At 30.1% G+C, this 18389-nt stretch carries 18 protein-coding genes; 13 read left to right on the top strand and 5 right to left on the bottom strand.

Annotation, left to right across the window (positions count from 1 at the left end; genetic code table 11):
- Window positions 1-71: 71 nt before the first annotated feature.
- Genes L8X97_RS07885 through lepA form a run of 10 tightly spaced genes read left to right on the top strand, consistent with a single transcriptional unit; the run spans window position 72 to window position 11636 of the window.
- Entirely contained in the window at window positions 72-512 is a 441-nt protein-coding gene (locus L8X97_RS07885) for a c-type cytochrome (RefSeq protein WP_412175546.1), read from the top strand.
- A 14-nt stretch (window positions 513-526) separates the two neighbouring features.
- Window positions 527-1639 carry an ABC transporter substrate-binding protein gene (locus tag L8X97_RS07880; RefSeq protein ID WP_263663023.1) on the top strand — a complete coding sequence of 371 codons (1113 nt, stop codon included), beginning with the start codon at window positions 527-529 and terminating at the stop codon, window positions 1637-1639.
- Window positions 1640-1650: 11 nt separating this feature from the next.
- Window positions 1651-2766, top strand: coding sequence for an ABC transporter substrate-binding protein (locus L8X97_RS07875; protein WP_263659956.1), 1116 nt, complete (start codon window positions 1651-1653; stop codon window positions 2764-2766).
- A 20-nt stretch (window positions 2767-2786) separates the two neighbouring features.
- Window positions 2787-3683, top strand: coding sequence for a branched-chain amino acid ABC transporter permease (locus L8X97_RS07870; protein WP_220566316.1), 897 nt, complete (start codon window positions 2787-2789; stop codon window positions 3681-3683).
- A 1-nt stretch (window position 3684) separates the two neighbouring features.
- Window positions 3685-4716, top strand: coding sequence for a branched-chain amino acid ABC transporter permease (locus tag L8X97_RS07865; RefSeq protein ID WP_133319839.1), 1032 nt, complete (start codon window positions 3685-3687; stop codon window positions 4714-4716).
- Window positions 4713-5483, top strand: coding sequence for an ABC transporter ATP-binding protein (locus tag L8X97_RS07860; RefSeq protein ID WP_263659955.1), 771 nt, complete (start codon window positions 4713-4715; stop codon window positions 5481-5483). The genes L8X97_RS07865 and L8X97_RS07860 overlap by 4 nt, the downstream gene beginning before the upstream one ends.
- On the top strand, window positions 5470-6165 hold the full coding sequence (locus L8X97_RS07855) for an ABC transporter ATP-binding protein (RefSeq protein WP_133319837.1): 696 nt from the start codon (window positions 5470-5472) through the stop codon (window positions 6163-6165). The genes L8X97_RS07860 and L8X97_RS07855 overlap by 14 nt, the downstream gene beginning before the upstream one ends.
- A gap of 3 nt (window positions 6166-6168) precedes the next feature.
- Window positions 6169-9399 carry a c-type cytochrome biogenesis protein CcsB gene (gene ccsB, locus L8X97_RS07850; protein WP_263659954.1) on the top strand — a complete coding sequence of 1077 codons (3231 nt, stop codon included), beginning with the start codon at window positions 6169-6171 and terminating at the stop codon, window positions 9397-9399.
- 11 nt (window positions 9400-9410) lie between these two features.
- Window positions 9411-9836: a hypothetical protein gene (locus tag L8X97_RS07845; RefSeq protein ID WP_263659953.1), complete on the top strand. Its 426-nt coding sequence runs from the start codon at window positions 9411-9413 to the stop codon at window positions 9834-9836.
- A 9-nt stretch (window positions 9837-9845) separates the two neighbouring features.
- Window positions 9846-11636 (top strand): translation elongation factor 4, encoded by a 1791-nt coding sequence (gene lepA, locus L8X97_RS07840; RefSeq protein WP_263663022.1) that lies wholly within the window; start codon window positions 9846-9848, stop codon window positions 11634-11636.
- A 30-nt stretch (window positions 11637-11666) separates the two neighbouring features.
- On the opposite strand, the gene L8X97_RS07835 is transcribed toward lepA, so the two are convergent.
- Window positions 11667-12287, bottom strand: coding sequence for a hypothetical protein (locus tag L8X97_RS07835; RefSeq protein ID WP_263663021.1), 621 nt, complete (start codon window positions 12285-12287; stop codon window positions 11667-11669).
- Between the two features lie 272 nt (window positions 12288-12559).
- Here L8X97_RS07835 and L8X97_RS07830 point away from each other — a divergent pair, with 272 nt between their 5' ends.
- Window positions 12560-13888, top strand: coding sequence for an MATE family efflux transporter (locus L8X97_RS07830; RefSeq protein WP_263663025.1), 1329 nt, complete (start codon window positions 12560-12562; stop codon window positions 13886-13888).
- Here the strand turns inward: L8X97_RS07830 and L8X97_RS07825 are convergent.
- From L8X97_RS07825 to thiD, 4 genes are read right to left on the bottom strand one after another with little or no spacing between them, the layout of a single operon-like run.
- Entirely contained in the window at window positions 13869-14510 is a 642-nt protein-coding gene (locus L8X97_RS07825) for a uroporphyrinogen-III synthase (protein ID WP_318529723.1), read from the bottom strand. The two genes, L8X97_RS07830 and L8X97_RS07825, sit on opposite strands and share 20 nt — an antisense overlap.
- Complete coding sequence (thiE, locus tag L8X97_RS07820; protein ID WP_263663019.1) at window positions 14507-15133, bottom strand: thiamine phosphate synthase; 627 nt, start codon at window positions 15131-15133, stop codon at window positions 14507-14509. Before thiE ends, L8X97_RS07825 begins: the two co-directional genes overlap by 4 nt.
- On the bottom strand, window positions 15120-15902 hold the full coding sequence (gene thiM / locus L8X97_RS07815; protein ID WP_263663018.1) for a hydroxyethylthiazole kinase: 783 nt from the start codon (window positions 15900-15902) through the stop codon (window positions 15120-15122). Before thiM ends, thiE begins: the two co-directional genes overlap by 14 nt.
- 12 nt (window positions 15903-15914) lie before the next feature.
- Entirely contained in the window at window positions 15915-16718 is an 804-nt protein-coding gene (gene thiD, locus L8X97_RS07810) for a bifunctional hydroxymethylpyrimidine kinase/phosphomethylpyrimidine kinase (protein WP_412175787.1), read from the bottom strand.
- 206 nt (window positions 16719-16924) lie between these two features.
- Between thiD and L8X97_RS07805 the strand changes: the two genes are divergently transcribed.
- Window positions 16925-17386, top strand: a complete 462-nt coding sequence (locus tag L8X97_RS07805; protein ID WP_263659948.1) for a low molecular weight protein-tyrosine-phosphatase — start codon at window positions 16925-16927, stop codon at window positions 17384-17386.
- A 67-nt stretch (window positions 17387-17453) separates the two neighbouring features.
- Window positions 17454-18389: PDC sensor domain-containing protein (locus tag L8X97_RS07800; protein WP_263663017.1), on the top strand; the 936-nt coding region annotated here is incomplete at its 3' end.

The raw sequence follows: 18389 nt of genomic DNA, 5'->3' as shown, positions 1-18389 counted from the left end.
AGTGAGATTGAGATAAAATTGTTTATTTTTTTTAGATATAATCGAGCTTTATTTATATTTAAAAAAGGCATATTATGTTACGCTCATTTATAATTAGTATTTTATTTATAAATTCTTTAATGGCTTTTAATGTAAAGTCTTTATTTACTTATACTTTTAATGATAATATTAGCTATGATTTAAAAAAAGCTAAAGAAATATATTTTAAAAACAAATGTAACACCTGTCACGGAGAAAATGGAGAAAAAAATTCTTATGGCAAAAAAGCTATTAAAGATTTAAGTCCAGAAGAAATCAAAGGTGCCTTAAAAGACTATGCTAATGGATATTTTGAAGATCAATCAAGCGATAGCATTCAAATGAGCATATACGCCAAAAAATTAAGTGAAAGTGATATGGATCACATTATAGCTTACTTAAAGGGGCAAAATTTTTCTATCGAGCTTAATCAAAAAGATCTTTTAGAAGAAGAACCTACACCAAAAACAAAACATAATACATTTTTAAAATAAAAAAAGGAGTTTTCATGAGAAAAAATCTACTGCTAGCTAGCTTGCTTTGTGCTAGTTCAATTTATGCTGCGGAAGTAAAAATAGGAGTTATTTTACCACTTACTGGCGCTTTAGCGGCTTATGGTAATGATGTATATGAAGGTATCAAACTAGCTAATACCTTAAATCCAAATTTAAAAAATGGAGATAATGTTAAAATCATAGCCATAGATACAAAAGGTGATAAAATAGAAGCAGCAAATGCCACCACTAGACTTATCTCTCAAGATAAAGTTTTAGGACTTATAGGTGAAGCTGTTACACCAAATACTATGCAAGTTTTATCTATAGCTGAAGAAAGGAAAATCCCAGTAATAGCTCCTGTTGCTTCAGGCGATAAACTTTTGGATAAAAAAAGCTACGCTAGTAGAGTTTGTTTTATGGATAGCTTCCAAGGAGATAAATTTGCAAACTATGCATATAAAGATTTAAATTTAAAAACTGTAGTTGTAATAGTTGATCAAAGCAATGTGTATTCACTAGGCTTAGCAAGAGCCTTTGAAAAAGAATTTAAACAAAATGGCGGAAAAATACTTAAAAAATTAACTATCTCATCGGGCGATAAAGACTTTAAAGCTATTGTTTCACAACTTAAAAGTATCAATCCTGACTTTGTTTATATGCCAATTTACCATCCAGAAGCAGCTTTAATAGCAAGACAAGCAAAAGCAGTTGGTTTTAATAAACTTTTAAGTGCAGGTGATGGGGTAAACAATAAAACATTTATTGAACTTGGGGGTGATGCTGTAAATGGAGTAATCTTTACCGATAGTTTTGACTATAACAATCCACCAACAACTTTGTCTAAAAATTTCATCAATGCTTATGAAAAAGATCATGGCACCAAAGAGCTTCCAGCATTTTCTGCTATGGGAGCTGATGCTTATTATGTAATGGTAAATGCAATGAATGAATGTGCTAATAATCTTAACGCACAATGCATTAATGAAAAAATTCATTCTACTAGTAATTTTGAAGGCGTAGGTGGAGTTATAAGCATAGATGCTAGTGGCAATGCAAGTCGTTCTGTAGTTATAAAAGAAATACAAGAACAAAAACAAGTTTATAAAACTATTATTAATCCTTGAAAGGTTAAACTATGAAAAAAATTAGTATAGCTATATTGTCTATCATAGCTTGTAATATCATACAGGCAAAAGAAATTAACATTGGCGTAGTTTTACCTCTAACAGGATCTACTGCAGCTTATGGTCAAAGTGCTTTAGATGGAGTGAAAATTGCAAATTCTATGAAAAATACTTTAAGTAATGGTGATAAGGTAAATCTTGTTGTAGTAGATACAAAAGGTGATAAAATAGAAAGTGCAAATGCTAGCACAAGATTAATTTCGCAAAATAAAGCTTATGCACTTATTGGAGAAATGCTAACAGCTAATACTTTACAAGTGATAAGAATTGGCGAGGAAAAAAAGATACCAGTGGTTGCTCCTGCAGCTACTGCTGATAAAATTTTAAATAAAAAATCATATGCCAGTAGAGTTTGTTTTATGGATAGCTTTCAAGGCTCGTCTTTAGCTACTTATGTAAAAAATAAGTTAAATTACACTAAAGCTGTGATAATTAGCGATCAAAGTGCAGATTATTCTTTAGGTTTAACTAGGGCCTTTGAAAAAGAATTTAACAAACAAGGTGGAAAAATTTTAGATAAATTTAGAATTACAGCAGGCGATAAAGATTTTAAAGCTATACTTTCTCAAGTTAAAAATTTAAAACCTGATTTTATTTATCTTCCAGTATATTACACTGAGGCTTCTTTGTTCGCACGTCAAGCAAAAGCAATGGGTGTTAATATTCCTATGGGTTCAGCAGATGGAGTTGCCGATGAAACTTTTATCAATCTAGCTCAAGATGCAGCAGAAGGATATTTATTTACAGATAGTTTTGATTATAATAACCCTCCAACAGAGCTTTCAAAAGACTTTATATTAGCCTATGAAAAAGAAAAACAAAGCAAAGAAGTTCCAAATTTTACAGCTATGGGTGCAGATGCATATTTTGTAATCTTTGAAGCTATGCAAAAATGTGTTAATGATTTCAATAGTGAATGTATCAACAACAACATTCATGCTACTTCTAAATTTGAAGGTGTTAGCGGGGTGATTAGTATAGACAAAACAGGTAATGCCACGCGCTCAATTGTTATAAAATCAATAGAGAATCAAAAGCAAGTTTATAAAGACTCGATTCTACCATAAATAAAAATTTAAGAGGTTCAATGGATAGTTCTTTAATTTTACAGCAAATTATAAATGGATTTAGTTTAGGCAGTATGTATGCACTTATTGCTATAGGCTATACAATGGTTTATGGTGTTTTAAGACTGATTAATTTCGCACATGGTGATATTATGATGGTGGGTGCATATTCAGCTTTATTTTGTGTTACAAGCATGAATGTACCTTTCTTAGGCGCTCTTTCTTTAGCTATGTTATTTGCAGCAGCTTTAGGTATAGCTATTGATAGAGTAGCTTATAAACCTTTAAGAAAAGCACCTAGAATTTCTTTACTTATCACAGCCATAGGTATAAGTTTTTTAATACAAAATGTATTTAATGTTTTATTTGGCTCAACACCAAAGTATTTTCCTGTACCAAGTTATCTTGAAACAGTGATTAATTTTAATAATATCAGCATTAGTGTTAATAGTATTTTAGTGCCTATTTTGACATTTTTTATATTATTAGTGGTTTTATTCATACTTTATAAAAGCAAATATGGCATTGCTATTAGAGCTTTAGCTTTTGATATTCATACTGTAAATTTAATGGGAATTGATGCAAATCGTATTATCGCTATTGTATTTGCACTAGGTTCAGCTTTAGCTGCTATTGGTGGTATTTTTTGGGCTGTTAGTTATCCTTCTGTTGAACCTAGCATGGGAACTCTTATAGGACTTAAGGCCTTTGGCGCTGCTGTTTTAGGTGGTATTGGTTCTGTTGCTGGGGCAGTTTTAGGTGGTTTGATTATAGGTTTTACAGAGGTTGTTGTTGTTGCTATTTTCCCTGATCTTTCTGGTTTTAAAGATGCATTTGCATTTATCTTTTTGGTATTAATTTTACTTTTTAAACCAACTGGAATTTTGGGTATTAATTTTGAAAAAAGTAGGTTTTAAAATGATTGCAAGAAAAATTACACATTTAAGTTTCTTTATTATAGCGCTTGCTTTTCTTTTTATATCTCCTTATTTTTTTAACGATTATAAAATAGGAATTTTAAGCAATATTGCTATTTTTGTAATCTTAGCGGTAAGTTATAATCTTATCAATGGAGTTACAGGACAATTTTCATTAGAGCCAAATGGTTTTGTAGCTATAGGAGCTTATGTTGCAGCCTTAGTTTTACTTACAAGTGAAAGCAAAATCGATCAGTTTTCTTTAGAGGATCCAAGTAGTTTTATTTTGATGATTCATTCGCCAAGCTTTATTGTAGCTTTACTTGCTGCTGGGGTTTGTGCTATGCTTTTATCTTTAGTTTTAGCCTTTGCAGTATTTAGAGTTAGAGGAGATTATTTAGCTATTGTAACACTAGGCTTTGGAATTATTATCAAGCTTATGGCAATTAACTTTGCTTCTGTTACAAATGGCTCTTTGGGCTTAAACGATATTCCTAAACATACTACCTTATATTGGAGTGGTGGGATTGCTATATTTTCTGTTATTATCATCTTAAATATTGTTAGTTCAAAATTTGGTAGAGCCATGAAAGCTGTAAGAGATGATGAAGATGCAGCATTAGCAATGGGTATTAACACTTTTAATATTAAAACCTTAGCTTTTAGTACTTCAGCATTTTTAGAAGGTGTTGGAGGAGGCTTATTAGCTTGCGCACTAGCTTCAGTTTCACCTGAACAATTTGACTTTTTATTTACTTTTCAGCTTTTAATCATCATTGTTTTAGGCGGCTTAGGTTCAACTACTGGTGCTATCATAGGAGCTATTTTAGTAATAGGTGGAAGTGAGTATTTAAGATTTTTAGATGAGAGTATGAATATTTTTGGTTATGAAACTCCTGCTATGCCTGGTCTTAGAATGGTTGTGTTTTCTGTTATATTGATTTTAGTAATGCTTTTTGCAAGAAGAGGAATAATGGGTGATAAAGAATTAACAGATATTTTATTTAAGTTTTCTAAAAGGAATAAAAAATGATTTTAGAGCTTAAAAAAATCCATAAAAATTTTGGTGGAGTTAGTGCTATAACAAATACTTCTTTTACTATAAAAGAAAGCGAAATTTTTGGACTTATAGGTCCAAATGGTGCAGGAAAAACGACACTATTTAATATTATTACAGGAAATTATAAACCAAGCAGCGGAGAAGTATTTTTTCTAGGAAAAAAGATTGACCATTTAAAGCCGCACAAAATAGTTCATCTAGGCATAGCAAGAACTTTTCAAAATATTAGACTTTTTTCTAGCATGAGTGTTTTAGAAAATGTATTAATTGGTTTTGATAAGAGTATTAAATATAATATTTTTGAAGCTTTTTTACATTTGGGAAGATTCTCCAAAGCAGAAAAAAATGCAAAAAAAGCAGCTTATGAAATTTTAGAACAACTCAATATTACTCATTTGGCTGATGAAAGGGCCACTAGTTTAAGTTATGGACAACAAAGAAAAGTTGAAATAGCAAGAGCTTTAGCAACAAACCCTAAACTTTTATTGTTAGATGAACCAGCAGCAGGTATGAATTCAACAGAAAGCGATGATTTAGCCGAATTGATTTTTGATATAAGAAATAATAAAAAAATCAGCGTTTTGCTTATTGAGCATGATATGAAATTTGTAAATAAGCTTTGCGATAGGGTTATGGTGCTTGATTATGGTAAGACTATTTTTGAAGGAAAGCCAAGTGATGCTGTTCAAAATCCTGAAGTAATTAGTGCATATTTGGGAGATTTTAATGCTAGTAGTTAAAGATTTACATGTTTATTATGGCTTAATAGAAGCTGTTAAAGGTATAGATTTTACCATAAAAACAGGAAGTATAGTTAGCTTGATAGGCTCAAATGGTGCAGGAAAAACATCAACACTTAATGCAATGCTAAATTGTGTTAAAAAAACTGGTGAAGTAAGTTTTTTAGGTTATGACACTCAAAGACATTTACCTCATACTTTAGTACAAAAAGGTATAGCATTGGTACCTGAAGGAAGAAGAGTTTTTATAAATCTCACTATAGAAGAAAATTTAAAAATTGGTGCTTTTAATAATGCAGAAAACTATGAACATTTGAAAAATCAAATGTATAGACTTTTCCCAAGATTAAAAGATAAAAAAAATGCCCTTGCAGGAACCCTAAGTGGTGGAGAAGCTCAAATGCTAGCTATTTCAAGAGCTCTTATGAGTGAGCCAAAACTTTTAATGCTAGATGAACCTTCGCTAGGGCTTGCTCCAAAAATAGTTGGAGAGGTTTTTGATATTATAGTCAAATTAAAAGAAGAAGGTATTACTATTTTATTAGTGGAACAAAATGCGTTTTCAGCTTTAAAAATCAGCGATTATGCTTATGTTCTAGAAAATGGTAAAATCGCTATGCATGCACCTGCAAAAGATCTTATCGGTAATGATGAGATTAGAAAAAAATACCTTGGAGCTTAAATCATGAGAAGACAACTTTTAGCTTTTGGGGATATAAAAATTTCTATTTTTTTATTTTTAATTTTTGCCCTATTTTGCGCTCTAGCTACTTTTATAGAAAGTGCTTACAATACTCCAACAGCATGGGCCATGATATATGGAACATCTTGGTTTGGCTTTATACAGCTCATATTAGGAATCAATCTTTTAACAGCTCTTTTTAAATATAAAATGTTTAACAAGAGAAAAATACCGCTTTTAATCTTTCATATCTCATTTTTATTTATATTACTAGGTTCAGCTATGACTAGATATATGGGATTTGAAGGAAATTTACACATTAGGGAAAACGAAAAAAATAATATCATTGAAACCTCAAAAAGTTATATCTACATAGCAACCTTAAAAGATGATAAAGTATATAGTGCTGCAAAATCTGAATATATTGCCACCTTACCTTTTGTAAATGATTTTTCATTTGATTTAATACTACCCGATGAAAAAGCTCAAATTTCATATGAAAATTTGATTTTAGATGCAAAAGAAATTTATATCGATGATAACAACTCTGCTCCTCTTTTATCTTTAATGCTTTCACAAAATAACGAATCTAAAGAATTGCTTTTTCAAGCAGGGGATATAAAAAATATCAATGGTGTCAATATAGCATTTTTAAACGACTCTGTTCCAAGTCCTTATATAAAAATTGATAAAGATCTAAAGCTTAGTGCTGATTTTAATTTAAAATACATGTCAATGAGTGATGGTAAAGAAAACATTTTAAAAGCCAATCAAAAAGCACAAGCTAAAGATTTAAGATTATATTCTTTTAATGATATTAATTTAGTGGTAAAATTTGCTTCTTTACATGGTAAAAAAACCTTAGAAGGTATTAATCAAGCTCAAGATGAAAGCTTTTTTACTTGGTTTAAAAATAGTTGGATAGAGCTAGGACGCAATGCTTTGATTTCTTTATTTGGTGAGGCAAAATACTGGAATAATTCTTTATTAAATAATTTCAAAGACTTTGCACAAAGCACTAAATATATGCCAACTCAACTTTCAGAAAATGCTATTAATGCTTTAAAATTAAAATTAAGCTATAAAGGAGAATCTAAAGAAGTTTTCCTAATAGAATACAACTCGCCTATCCGTATTGATGTAGCAGGTCAACCTTTCTTTTTAAGATGGGGTCCTAAAGGAATAGAAATGCCATTTGAAATGTACTTAAAAGACTTTGAGCTAGAACGCTATCCTGGCTCGATGTCGCCTATGTCTTATGCAAGTTATGTGGAAATTGATAATGCCGAACAAAAATTAGAATATAAGATTTTTATGAATAATGTTTTAGATTATCAAGGTTATAGATTTTACCAAAGTTCTTATGATCAAGATGAGCTTGGCACCATACTTTCAGTTAATAAAGATCCGGGTAAAATTCCTACATATATTGGATATTTTTTACTTACATTAGGAATGTTTTTAAATATTTTAAATCCTCATTCAAGATTTAGGACTTTAGCTAAATTAATCAATCAAGACACCTTGAAAAAAACAAGTGCGATATTGACATTTATATTAGTTTTTTTTGCAAGCCAAAATACTTATGCAAATGAACCCATCAAGGTAGATGAAACACATGCTAAAGAACTTGCTTCTTTAGTAGTGCAAAAACCTGATGGTAGAATGGTTCCTTTTAATACTTTAGCTATGGAAGTTTTAGAAAAAATATACAAAAACACAACCTTTCAAGGCCAAAGTGCCGAAGCAACTATCATATCAATGATTTTTGATGGCAGTGCATGGTATGATAAAGATATTATATTTATGCCAACAAGTCGCTTGGTTAATGAAGAAATTTCTAAAATTTTAGGTATTGAACCTAGAGCTTATACTAGTTTTAAAGATTTTTTCACTACAGATGCTTATAAACTACAAAAATATGTAGAAAATGCTAATAGAAAAAATCCAAATCGTAGAAGTGTTTTTGATAAAGAAATAATCAAGCTTGATGAAAGAGTAAATATTGTAAATTTAATTTTTTCAGGAGATATTTTTAAATTTATTCCACTACAAAATAGCACCAATAATCAATGGGTGGCACCACGCGAAGCATATATAGGATTAAAAGGCGAAGAAGGTAAAGAAGTAAGAAGCATTTTAGAAAATTATTTCAATGCAGTTAGTAATTCTATTGTACATAACAACTGGGATGAAGCAACTAAAAATTTAAATATTATCAAAAATTACCAAGAAAAATACGGCCATGAAGTTATGCCAAGTGCTAAAAAAATTAATACAGAAATCTTTTTCAACAAAAGTCAAATTTTTGTAAATCTTGCTCCGCTTTATTTATGCGCTGGATTTTTACTTTTGATTATAGTTTTTGTTAAAATGCTCCTGCCAAAAATTCGCATTGATTTTATATTTAAATGTGTTTATGTGTTTAACATTGTGGCATTTTTCATCCATACTCTAGGTTTGGCTTTGCGTTGGTATATAGCAGGTCGCGCTCCATGGAGTAATGCATATGAGAGCATGGTTTATATAGCTTGGGCTTTATCATTATCTGGAATTTTCTTTTCGAGAAAAAGTCCTATTGCACTTTCTTTAACCTCTATTTTAGCAGGAGTTACTTTAGGTGTAGCTCATCTTAGCCAAATGGATCCGCAAATTACCAATTTAGTTCCTGTGTTGCAATCTTATTGGCTAACAATACATGTTTCGGTTATTACTGCTAGCTATGGATTTTTAGGATTATGTGCATTGTTGGGTATATTTGTACTTATTTTATTATGTATGCTAAAAATCAATGGCAAACATAATGAAAACATTTTAAGAAATATTACAGAAGCAACAAGAATCAACGAAATGGCTATGATTTTAGGACTTTGCTTACTTACAGTTGGAAATTTCTTAGGTGCTATATGGGCAAATGAAAGTTGGGGAAGATATTGGAGTTGGGACTCTAAAGAAACTTGGGCTTTAATTAGTATTTTAGTTTATGCAGCTATTTTGCACATTAGAATGGTACCAAAATGGGCAAATCAATACATTTTTGCAGTTTGCTCCATGTTTGCATATTGGGTAATTATCATGACTTATTTTGGTGTAAATTACTTTTTAACTGGTATGCATTCTTATGCAGCAGGAGATTCTGTGAAAATTCCTGATTATGTGTATTGGGGATTTTTATTTATGGTAGCATTAAGCTTAGCAAGTTATTTTAAAAGATCTTATGCAACAAAATTATAGGAAAGTTTTAAATGAATAATTCTCTTTTTATTTTTTTAGTTATAGCTTTAGTGATAATTATCATACTTGGAATTCTTTTGGTATTATTTTTCATGCACAAAGAAAAACAACCAAGCAAATCAAATCCAGCTAAAACTCCAAAAATAAGTAATATAGAAGATTTTATATCTAAAGCAAATAATGCAAACAACTCTCAAGAAATTCAAGCTTTAATTTTGCAATTTTTAAATTCACAAAAACTAGGATCTAATCCAAAAGACAGCGCCACTAAAAGAAAACTTGATTTCATTAGTGCTATTTCAGCCAATGCTAATGCTACTCCTAAAAACATTTCATTTTTAAACAATGAGCTAAAAAAAAGATATAAAGCTTTGAAAAAAGAAATTGATGCTTATGAGCAAATAGGCCTAGCAAAAAGAAAAATGAGACAATCTTAAGGTTTTTTGATGAAAAATATTAGAAATTTCTCTATTATAGCTCATATTGATCATGGTAAAAGCACATTAGCTGATAGAATTATCAGCGAATGCGGAGCTATTAGCGATAGACAAATGAGCGCCCAAGTAATGGATACTATGGATATAGAAAAAGAGCGTGGTATAACTATAAAAGCTCAATCTGTGCGTTTAAATTATAAATTCAACAATGAAGAATATGTATTAAATTTAATAGACACTCCGGGCCATGTTGATTTTTCCTATGAAGTAAGTCGCTCTTTAGCAAGTTGCGAAGGAGCTTTACTTGTTGTTGATGCTTCTCAAGGAGTAGAGGCTCAAACTATAGCCAATGTTTATATAGCCTTAGAAAATGATCTTGAAATCATACCAGTGATTAATAAAATTGATCTTCCTTCGGCTGATATTGAAAAGGTTAAACACGAAATAGAGCATATTATAGGAATTGATTGCTCTAATGCAATTTGTGTTAGCGCAAAAACAGGTGTAGGTATAAAAGAACTCATAGAAACTATCATCACAAAAATTCCTGCGCCAAAAACTGATGATGAAACACCTACTAAAGCTTTAATTTATGATTCTTGGTTTGATAATTATCTTGGAGCTTTGGCTTTAGTTAGAATTTATGAGGGAAATATTGCTAAAAATGATGAAGTTTTAGTTATGAGTACAGATAAAAAACATCTCGTGCAAGATCTTTTCTATCCTCATCCATTAAGCCCTATAAAAACTAAAAAATTAGAATCAGGTGAAGTAGGTGTTATCGTGCTTGGACTTAAAAATGTCGCCGATGTTCAAGTAGGTGACACCATAACACTAACTAAAAATAAAGCAAAAAAAGCCATTGGTGGTTTTGAAAAAGCCAAAGCTTTTGTTTTTGCAGGATTATATCCTATAGAAACGGATAAATTTGAAGATTTAAGAGATGCTTTAGATAAATTAAAACTTAATGATAGTTCTATTACCTATGAACCTGAAACTTCATTAGCTTTAGGATTTGGCTTTAGAGTTGGTTTTTTAGGTCTTTTGCATATGGAGGTTATTAAAGAAAGACTTGAGCGTGAGTTTAACCTTGATTTAATTGCTACTGCTCCAACTGTTACTTATGAAATTTATCAAACCGATGGAGAAGTTTTAAAAATTCAAAATCCAAGCGAACTACCTCCGGTAAATAAAATCGATCATATAAAAGAACCTTATGTAAAAGCAACTATCATAACTCCAAGCGAATACCTAGGGAATTTAATCACTCTTTTAAATCGCAAACGCGGTATGCAAGTTAAGATGGATTACATCACTCCTGAGCGCGTTTTACTTGAGTATGATATACCTTTAAACGAAATCGTTATGGACTTTTACGATAAACTTAAATCACTCACCAAAGGCTATGCTAGTTTTGATTATGAGCCTATTGAATTTAGAGCGGGAGATCTTGTAAAACTTGATATTAAAGTGGCTGGTGAAAATGTCGATGCACTAAGCATCATAGTGCCAAATGAAAAAGCACTAAGCAAGGGCAGAGAGCTTGTAAAAGCGATGAAAGAAATCGTCCCAAGACAGCTTTTTGAAGTCGCCATCCAAGCAAGCATAGGAAATAAAATTATTGCAAGAGAAAATGTAAAATCCATGGGTAAAAATGTAACCGCAAAATGTTATGGTGGGGATATTACTAGAAAAAGAAAACTTCTTGAAAAACAAAAAGAAGGTAAAAAAAGAATGAAAGCTATTGGTAAGGTACATTTACCTCAAGAAGCATTTTTAAGTGTTTTAAAAATAGACTAAATCCCTAGTTTATACACTAGGGATATAAATTTATGCATTGATATCTAAAGAATTTCCACCCATTTCGTTAATTTTTTGAGTTACTGTTTCAATAGCTTTATCAATTGTCTCATAGCTGATATCAGGAAGTTTGCCACCCCACATTTTTTCCGCTTGTGCAAATCCTGCTTTTAGACCCTCTAAACCTTTTTGAAGTTTTTCCATGTCTTCACCAGCCCCATTAATAACAAAATCAGCCAATCTTTGAGATGTTTTTGCTACACCAAAATATCCATCTTCCCCAATAAGCTCTTTTGCTTCATCAGCATTTAAACTAAGTATATCTTTACCTTCATATCCTATAGCTTTAAAATCTACATTTGATAAAATAGCTGTTAAAGAATCCTTAGATTGAGCTCCTTGAAAAATCCCAGCTTGAGTTAAACCATTAGAGGAGCTCATGCTAAATACTTGCTGCATAAAATTCATAGCATAAAGCTCGGTTATGCCTTTTCCTCCCATACTAGCAAGCTTACTAAGCTTATCCTCATCTATATCTTTTGTGCTATTAGCACTTTTAGTATTGGCATCTTCAAGTTTTGTATTCAAATTAGCCTTCCTATTGCTAACTTGCGACTCTACTGCCACGCGTGAATACGAATTTATTTGCATCCTTGCTCCTTTTTTGTGGGTTTATAAAAATCGTCTAAAAAAAATTAAAATTTACATTAAGAAATTTATAATTACACTTAGAATACAATAACAAACATTTACTATATTTTTAAAATTTAGGTGATATAAATGTTTTTTAAAGATTTTTTCATAACCATTGTTGATCCGTATTTTAAAGATATTATAGAAGGTATAGAATCTCTTTATTAAATTTATTTTATCTATATATAACCATATTAGTAAAATAATTTTTAATAAGGAAAGCTATGTCAATACATAATTTTTACACTACATTAAATCCTACCAAACTATTTATAAAATGTGCTTTGCCAAACATGACTAGCATGGCTTTTATTTATCTTTATGTGATTATTGATGGAATTTTTGTTGGAAGATATTTAGGTTCAAATGCACTTGCTGCTATGAATTTAATGATGCCTTTTATCATGATAAGTTTTGCTCTAGCTGATATGATAGCCATAGGCTCATCAGTGCAAATAGCAATTAATCTAGGTAAAGGAAAAGTTGAAAAAGCAAGAGCTATTTTTTCTTTTTGTATAGTTCTTATTTTTGCAATTTCTTGTTTAATGGGAATTTTAGGATTTTTTCTAGCAAAAACATTAAGTGTTTTTATGGGGGCTAATGAGAATATTCAAAGTTTATCTACTGAATATATGCAAATTTTTGCTACTTTTGCTCCCTTTATTATGCTAGCTTTTGCTATGGATAATTATCTTAGGATTTGTGGAAAAACTTTTTATAGCATGATGGTTAATATCATTACTGCTTTGAGTAATATTTTTCTTGACTGGCTTTTTATAGTGGTTTTTGATTGGGGACTTTTTTCAGCAGCTTTAGCAACTTGTATAGGGATGTTTTTAGGAAGCGTTTTAGGGATATTACCTTTTATTTTTAAAGATTTAACTTTAAAATTTAAAAAACCAATAATCAAGCTGCAAATACTAAAAAATATACTTTATAATGGCTCATCTGAATTTTTTTCTAATATTTCTAGCTCTTTTTATACCATCTTAGCTAATGCTTTCTTGCTTAAACTTTCTGGAAGTACAGCTGTTGCAGCATTTTCTGTGATTTTATATCTTAGTACTTTTGTTTTCATGCTAGTTTTGGCCATGTGTGATGCTATGCAACCTGCATTAAGTTATAATTATGGACACAAAAATATTGCAAGAATTCAAGCTATTTTTAAAAGAATGTTTTTTGCTTCTTGGGGTGTAAGTACAATGGCATTTTTGTTTGTTTATTTTTTCAATAACCTTATAGTAAGTGTTTTCAACAAAGATGACAATCAAGATTTTATCCATATAGCACAAAATGCTTTAATATTTTTTTCTTTTTCGTTTTTATTTTCTTGGTTTGGAAAACTCTGCGCTTCATTTTTCACAGCACTTGATAAACCCTTGCTTTCTTTAGGAATTTCTATTTCCCAAAGTCTTATTTTCCCATTTTTATCCTTATTTATACTAACACAATTTTTAGGAGTAAATGGAGTTTGGCTAGCCACTTTAGTGGGTGATATTTGTATGATTTTTATTGCCTCATTTTTATTATATAAAACTTTTAAAAATCTAAACTCTTAGCTAATTTTAAACAAGAGTTTAGATCTTGTTCTTTACATATATATAAATTTTTAAAATTACGAAGTTTTAAAGCTGTACTTTGACCTATAACTACAACTTTATCTTCTTTTTCTAATGCAAAAAATTTCAAAAATTGCTCTATGCTTGAAGGAGCGCTAAAGATAAAAACACTTGGATGATGTATTTTTAACTCATCTTTTTTAGGCTCTATGGCTATATTTTCATAAACGATTAATTGTTTTAAAAGGATATTTTCTTTCAGCAAATACTCATCAAGACCTGAACTAATTTTCTTCGCTCTTAAATAAAGACATTTTTTATTTTTAAACTCAAATAAAAACTCACTAGCTAAATTTTTACCATAAGCCTTGCTAGGATATTTGACATTTTTAAAGCCAAGCTCTTTTGCAAAATCAGCACTTTTTTCTCCCACAGCATAAAGTTTAATATTAAAATCAATTTTGTTTTTACTTGACATTAATGCTTTTAATGCATTCTTGGAGCTAATGATTAAACAATCAAATTCCTTTAAATTAACTTCAAAATCAAGAAATTTAATTTCATTTAATCTTATAGTCTTAACACCATCAAATTCTTTATCCCCTATAAAATAAATCATTATTTTCCTATAAAAGTTTTATCAAAATTTGATCTTAAATTTAAAGTTGCTATATAAGGATCATTTGCTTGCATTATCGCTCTAACCACAGCTATACCTTGTATATTACAATCTTTAAGCAAATTTAAATTAATTTCATCTATCCCACCTATAGCCACAATAGGTAAAGAAGCTAAACTAGCAATTTCTTTTAATCCATCTATGCCAAGCACAACACAATCTTGCTTGCTAGGCGTAGTAAAAACAGCCCCCACTCCAAGATAAGTAGCACCTTGAGTATTAATAAGATCATTTTTATGATTGATCGTAAGCCCTATGATTTTTTCTTCGCCTAAAAGTTCCCTTGCTTTTTTTAAAGGCATATCCTTTTGTCCTATATGCACTCCATTTGCATTCACAGCCATGGCTATATCGATTCTATCATTTATCACAAAAGGTGTGTTGTATTTTTCACACAAAGCTTTAACTTTTAAAGCAAGATTATAAAATTCTAAAGTACTAAGATTTTTCTCTCTAAGTTGTAAAATATCAATCTTAGCTTTCAAAGAAGCTTCTAAAATATTTAAAAACTCGCTTTCGCTTTTTTCACCCTTGCTTGCGACAAGATAAATTTTAAATGATTTCATATTTGGCTCTTTTTTTAATTTCTTCATCATTTAAATTACTTAAAGCATCGATTAAATTCACTCTAAAACTACCACTTCCACTAGAAAGCTCTTGAGCGATTTCGCTAGCTATGCCAAAACTAAGCAAAGCATATAAACTAGCCTGAAATTTATCTTCTAACGCTCCTGCAAAAACTCCACACAAAGAAGCACACATACAACCTGCTCCAGTTATCTTAGTAGCCATGATTGAGCCATTATAAATTTTAGCAATATACTCTTGATTTATAATATAATCAATTTTTCCAGTTATAGCCAAAACACGCTTGGTTTTATAAGAGTATTCTTTAGCTTTTTCTAAAAACTCATTATCGATTACAAAAGTACTATCAACCCCTCTTGCTTTACCATCTAAACCTATAACACTAGCCATTTCAGATGCATTTGCCTTAACAATACTAATACCTTTTAGATTAAGTAATTCAAAATTAATCCCATCTCTTGCCTTACTCACACCCAAAGCAACAGGATCAAAAATTATAGGTTTATTTAATAAAGTATATTCTTTAGTTGCTTTTAACATAGAATTTGCTATAAGCTGATTAATCGTACCTGTGTTTAATACTAAGGCTGAACTTATTCTAGCAAAATCAGCTTGCTCTTCATAAAAATCAGCCATAGCAGCACTTGCTCCCATTGCTATAGTTACATTTGCACAATCATTAGCTGTAACATAATTAGTAATATGATGAATCAAAGGATTTTTTTCTCTTACTGCTTTAATAATCATTTTTACTCCTTGTCATATTGAAAAAAAATGATTAGTCGGACCACAACCTTTTCCAAGTGCTAAAGAATTTAATATAGCTCCATACACATAATCTTTAGCAAGTTTTATAGCTTCATGTTTTTCTTTACCTAAGGCAAGATTACTAGCTATAGCTGAACTTAATGTACAACCTGTGCCGTGTGTATTTTTTGTATTAATTTTTTCTGCTTTAAAAATACTAAATTCCTTTCCATCATAAAAAACATCATTGGTGTTATATTTACTATGTCCACCTTTAATCAAAACACTTTTTGCACCTTCTTTGTGAAGTTTTATAGCGGCTTTTTTCATATCCTCCTCATTAAGTATTTTAAAATCACACAAAAACTCAGCCTCGGGAATATTTGGAGTAAGTATATCAGCTAAAGATAAAATTTCATCTTTAAAAAACTGACAATTTTCTAAAGGCATTAAAGCATAGCCATTTTTTGCAAACATCACAGGATCAATCACTACATTTTTAGCTTTAAAGTGCAATAAATTTTCTTTTACACAAATTATGATTTCCTTTGAACCTAGCATTCCAATTTTTACAGCAGCTGGCTCTATGTCTTCATAAACTGCTAGCATTTGCTCATCTATTATCTTAGTGGGTATATCAAAACAAGAAATCACCCTTGCAGTATTTTCAGCCACAACGCTTAAAACTACACTCATACCAAATAAATTATGAGCGCTAAAAGTTTTTAAATCAGCTTGTATGCCAGCTCCACCACTACAATCACTTCCTGCTATAGTTAAGATAGGAATTTTAGTTTTTGTTTTTGCTTGTATCATTTTTATCCTTTTTTTATAAAAAAGGAAAGTTTTTGCAAGAATTCAAAGTTTGCATTACCAAACTTCTCAAGGGTCGAAGTTATACTTCCTCTCAGCAAAAGCTCCCCATTAATGAAAAATTATATCTTAGTTTTAATTAATCTTTAAAAATATTTTGAAATACTGCTATAATTTTGAAAAAACTACACAAAAATAAAAGGAAAAATATGACTAAAATTATTTTTGTTTGTTTAGGCAATATTTGTCGTTCTCCCATGGCCGAATTTATTATGAAGGATCTTTTAACAAAAGCAAATTTAAATAATGAATTTATTATTTCTAGTGCAGGTACTTCAGGTTACCACGATGGGGAGGATATGCATTATAAAACTAAAGCTTTATTAGATAACAAAAATATAAATTCTAAGCCATTTTGCAGTAAAAAACTAAATTTAAAAATGTGCGAGGATAATGATTTAATTATCGTAATGGATAATTCTAATTATAATGATATAGTTAAAAATTTTCCAAATGCAAAACATAAAATTCATAAAATCACTTCTTTTGCCTTAGAATTAGGATATGACGAAGTGCCTGATCCTTGGTATAGTGGGAACTTTGATGAGACTTATTTAATCCTTTCGCAAGCATGTGAAAATATATTCAATCTACTCAAAAAATATTTTTAAATTTAAAAAATATTTATTATTTTTTTAATATAATTTCTACTTTTAAAAATTACTGAAAGGTTATTTGATGAAAAGTATTAAACTTAAAGTTTCACTAATAGCAAACGCTATTGCTATTTGTTGTTTATTGATTTTAGGAATTGTAACATTTATTTTTGTTAAACAATCTCTTTTTAATGAGGTTGTTAATTCAGAAAAAAATCGTTTAATTTTTACCAGCAATCTTGTAGAAGATTTTAGACAAAACACATCTAAATCTTTAATAGAACTCTCAGAAACCATTCTTAGACACCCATATTCAAACCTTAATTCTCAAGATGCATTAGCTAAAAATGTTGGTGTTCAACTAAAAGCATTTAGAGATGCAGGAAATTATCTAGCTGTATATATTGCTCAACCAAATGGAGAGTTAGTTGTAAGCGATACAGACAGCGATAGCAAAAATCTTGATTACGGTTTTTATGGCAAAGCTGATGGTTACGATGCAACAACAAGAGAATATTATATAGAAGCAAAAAAGAAAAACACTTTGTTTATAACCGACTCTTATATAGATGCTACTACAGGATTGCCTTGTTTCACTTATGCTCTACCTTTATTGAAAGATGGGAAATTTATTGGTATTTTAGCCATTGATGTCTTAGTTAAAGACTTAATAGAAAATTTGAAAAAAATGCCAGGAGATTCATTTGTATATGACAAAAATCACTTTGCATTTGCATCTACAAATGAAAATTATAATTCAAATCATCCAAATATTACAATAGTAGCCAATGCATTTGCAAAATCAAACAACGGGGAACCATTTTTTTACACTAGTAAAGAAGGTAATGAAAGACTTGGTTTGTGCAATACAACAAATGATTATACAGTATGTAATATTGCCTATGTTGATACCATAAACCATTCAAGTGAAAAAATTGCCCATGTTCAAGCTATAATTGTAATTTTCACAAGTATATTAAGTATTACCTTACTTTACTTCATCATATCTTATTACCTC

The sequence above is a fragment of the Campylobacter sp. CNRCH_2013_0671h genome, assembly GCF_025773055.1.
GTDB lineage: Bacteria > Campylobacterota > Campylobacteria > Campylobacterales > Campylobacteraceae > Campylobacter_D > Campylobacter_D lari_D.
The sequence above is the reverse complement of the archived record's forward strand: the minus strand, read 5'-3'. Positions and strand labels throughout refer to the sequence as shown.

Bases quoted from the DNA above. Each gene is read 5' to 3' on its own strand.
- L8X97_RS07880 (WP_263663023.1), top strand. From the start codon at position 527: ATGAGAAAAAATCTACTGCTAGCTAGCTTGCTTTGTGCTAGTTCAATT.
- L8X97_RS07875 (WP_263659956.1), top strand. From the start codon at position 1,651: ATGAAAAAAATTAGTATAGCTATATTGTCTATCATAGCTTGTAATATC.
- L8X97_RS07870 (WP_220566316.1), top strand. From the start codon at position 2,787: ATGGATAGTTCTTTAATTTTACAGCAAATTATAAATGGATTTAGTTTA.
- L8X97_RS07865 (WP_133319839.1), top strand. From the start codon at position 3,685: ATGATTGCAAGAAAAATTACACATTTAAGTTTCTTTATTATAGCGCTT.
- L8X97_RS07860 (WP_263659955.1), top strand. From the start codon at position 4,713: ATGATTTTAGAGCTTAAAAAAATCCATAAAAATTTTGGTGGAGTTAGT.
- L8X97_RS07855 (WP_133319837.1), top strand. From the start codon at position 5,470: ATGCTAGTAGTTAAAGATTTACATGTTTATTATGGCTTAATAGAAGCT.
- ccsB (WP_263659954.1), top strand. From the start codon at position 6,169: ATGAGAAGACAACTTTTAGCTTTTGGGGATATAAAAATTTCTATTTTT.
- L8X97_RS07845 (WP_263659953.1), top strand. From the start codon at position 9,411: ATGAATAATTCTCTTTTTATTTTTTTAGTTATAGCTTTAGTGATAATT.
- lepA (WP_263663022.1), top strand. From the start codon at position 9,846: ATGAAAAATATTAGAAATTTCTCTATTATAGCTCATATTGATCATGGT.
- L8X97_RS07835 (WP_263663021.1), bottom strand. From the start codon at position 12,287: ATGCAAATAAATTCGTATTCACGCGTGGCAGTAGAGTCGCAAGTTAGC.
- thiE (WP_263663019.1), bottom strand. From the start codon at position 15,133: ATGAAATCATTTAAAATTTATCTTGTCGCAAGCAAGGGTGAAAAAAGC.
- thiM (WP_263663018.1), bottom strand. From the start codon at position 15,902: ATGATTATTAAAGCAGTAAGAGAAAAAAATCCTTTGATTCATCATATT.
- thiD (WP_412175787.1), bottom strand. From the start codon at position 16,718: ATGATACAAGCAAAAACAAAAACTAAAATTCCTATCTTAACTATAGCA.
- L8X97_RS07805 (WP_263659948.1), top strand. From the start codon at position 16,925: ATGACTAAAATTATTTTTGTTTGTTTAGGCAATATTTGTCGTTCTCCC.